Here is a 3,049-nt window from a genome sequence, read left to right as displayed (position 1 = left end):
GCCCAACCGCTTCCTTTTTGAGAACACCAAAAAACATCGGCTCTATATGGGTCAGGTTTAAAATCGACAACTCTATCTTGTTGTCCTAATCCTCTATTAATCTTATTCCAAGTTTTCCCCGCATCAAAAGAAACATACAATCCAGGATTTAACATAGAATTTTTATTTTTTGTTCTTGGAGGTAATGGTACAGAAACTGTAATAATATCAGAATTAACAGGTGAAGTTTCACACTGCCATACGTAAGGCATGTCAAATATTTTCTCCCATTTTTTTCCATTATTTTTACTTCTCCAAACTCCACTTCCTTTATCTGTTGCCTGCTCGTTTCCGCAAGAGATAAATATATCTTTCGTATTTCTATCAATAAATACGTTGTTTACAAACTGAATATCGGCTGGAATATTTACTTTTTTCCAATCCCCTCCTTTGTTTGTAGATTTGAACAATCCTCCATTTTCATCATTCACAGCAATGAATAACGTTTCAGAATTTTTTGGATCTAACACCAACCTTCTAACGCTTGCATTTTCATAAAGACCACTCATACTCAATTCCCATGTATAACCTCCATCAAACGAACGGTAAAAGCCATAGTCCCCTTTGGTTAATTCTTTAGCATACGGACCTGTAACCTGAGAAATAGGCTTTCTAGTCGCACAGAAATACATATTATCCGGATTTTTAGGATCTATCGTTAATGAGTTCACAAAAACTAACCTCATATGGCTAGGTACATCTGCATCAAAAATAGTAGCTATATTTTCCCAAGTTTTACCACCATCTATTGATTTTCTAACTTTCCCTCTATTGTTCTGTCTGTAAGACATAAAGTAAATAATGTTAGGATCATTAGGGTGCACAGCAACAGTTCCTGCAGAATGAGAACCACCATGATGAATCTGTCCTTCAATTTGTTCTACAGCGACAGCCATTTTATCTGGATAATCTCCTAACGGTGCTGTCTGCCATAACCCATGTTCACCACTACAAAAGAAATAACGATCTTCTTTACCTGTCTCTAACAACAATGTTCTCCCTGGTAAATTACTATCTCCACGACCTACCCAGTGTTTAGAACCTGGAGCTGTTTCATCATCATCAATTTGTTGCCAAGTTTCTCCTCCGTTCGTAGAGGCTAACACTTGTTGATCTAAGCAAATATAAGCTGTACCGTCTACACTCAATTCTAAAAACCTATTCCCCCAAGATTCCTCTCTTCTATCCATCTCAGGCTGCATATGAGCAAAAGTAGTATTCATATCTACCAAATTTCCTCTCGACTTCCAATATGCTTTATCCTTTCCGTCTATCCAATACTTACCTTCTCTTGCAACTGCCTTCCATGTTTTACCTCCATCTTCAGATTTCCATGCACCTCCGGGTAAAAAAGCCTTGTCGTGTTTGCTATTATGAGATAGATAAATTTCATTTTTATTCGCAGGATTGACCTGAATTCGATGCCAAATATCTAATACCTCTGTTGGATATTTTGGGTATTTTGAACGAATAGACTTCACATTTGTCTGAAACCAAAAAGCCAAGGATGACCAGTATTTATTCTGAAGTATTTTACTTGAAATCTGGTTCATATCAACTGCTAAATTTCCAGTAATACTTTCCCAAGATTGTCCACTATCGGTACTTTTGTAAACTCCTCCTTTAGAAGATACAGTATCTCCATTCGGCACAAATGCAGTTTGATCTATTAGATAAACAACAAACTCTTTTGTTTTTTTATCATAGTAAAAATCCATGTCTCTAGGACGATTCACAGTTAACCCTTTTGCACTTGAATTCCAAGTTACTCCTTGATCTTCACTTCTAAAAACACCCTCATTTGTAGCCGTAAGAATTACATCAGAATTATTAGGATCTACAATAACCCTCCCTACATCAATATTATTAGAAGTTCCTACTTTAAACTTCTCCCAAGTTCTTCCCTTGTCTCTACTTCTATAAATTGCGTTCTTATTCGTTTTACCAACTTGCCCATTTATATGACGCCAGTTCTTTTTAACATTCCAAAAATCTCCAGGTCCTATATACCAATTTCTATCATTAGAGGGATCCACAACTACTACTGAATGACGTCCTTTAAACGATTCTATTTCTTTCCAACTTCTTCCAGTATCTTCAGTTTTATATAATTTACCACCTCCAGAAATAGACATTCCAAAAGCTGGATTTTGATAAGAAAACGTAAAATTTCTCATTCGTGCCAAATCCTTACCCGTACCGTCAACATCCTTTATTGTTTTCCAAGATTTTCCAGCATCCCAACTACCATAGGTATTGTACATATCTGGAGACATCATCATTACATTTTTATCTGTAGGATGACACCAAAACTCTTCGCAGTAACCAGACATTCCGGGTCCCACTTGTTGCCACTCAACCAAATCTGAAGAAGCAACCTGCTTTGAGTGTAATTTTTTAAAATACTTTTTATCTAACTGTGCATTTGTTTGAAAGCTCAAACAAAACACAGCAATAATCATTATAATTCTATACATACTATTCAATTTTATTCTTCTAACCATCCTTCTGTATAACCATTCAAATAAGTAATATACCAACCTGAGCCCCAAGCAGCACTCCAAAGTACATTCTTGTTATACGGATCTGGCTTTACATCAACCATTTTATTTGGTTGCCCTAGTCCTTTATTTATTTTAGTCCAAGATTTAGCTCCATCTTTAGACAAATATATTCCTGGATTCTTAAATTCCTTTGCCATAAGACCGGCTTGTCCTCCAAGAGTAACAACAATTAAGTCTTCATCTAAGGGAGATGTTTCCACTTGCCACACAAAAGGCGCTTTAAATATTTGCTCCCAAGATTTTCCATTATCTTTACTTCTCCAAACACCACCTTCGTCATAAGTTCCTGTACGTCTTCCGGTAGCTATATATAAGTTCTTATTATTTCTATCAATAAACACATTGTTAACTGCTTTTATTTTAGAAGGAATTTTCATTTTCTCCCAAGAGTCACCTTTGTTCGTCGTTTTATATAAACCTCCGTTATTATCATTGGTAGCGGCATA

Annotated in this window: 1 protein-coding gene and 1 pseudogene; both read right to left on the bottom strand. The window is 36.0% G+C overall.

Translation table 11 applies throughout. The features are described from left to right. Positions 1-2,516 (bottom strand): hypothetical protein (locus P8H68_RS14220; RefSeq protein WP_300326645.1); only part of this gene is annotated, 2,516 nt, incomplete at its 3' end. A gap of 11 nt (positions 2,517-2,527) precedes the next feature. Beyond that, positions 2,528-3,049 (bottom strand): annotated as a pseudogene (locus tag P8H68_RS14215) (hypothetical protein); the annotation flags it as partial.

Source organism: Flavicella sp. (assembly GCF_029238425.1).
GTDB lineage: Bacteria > Bacteroidota > Bacteroidia > Flavobacteriales > Flavobacteriaceae > Flavicella.
Note: the sequence above shows the minus strand (reverse complement) of the source record. Positions and strands in the feature narration are given on the sequence as shown.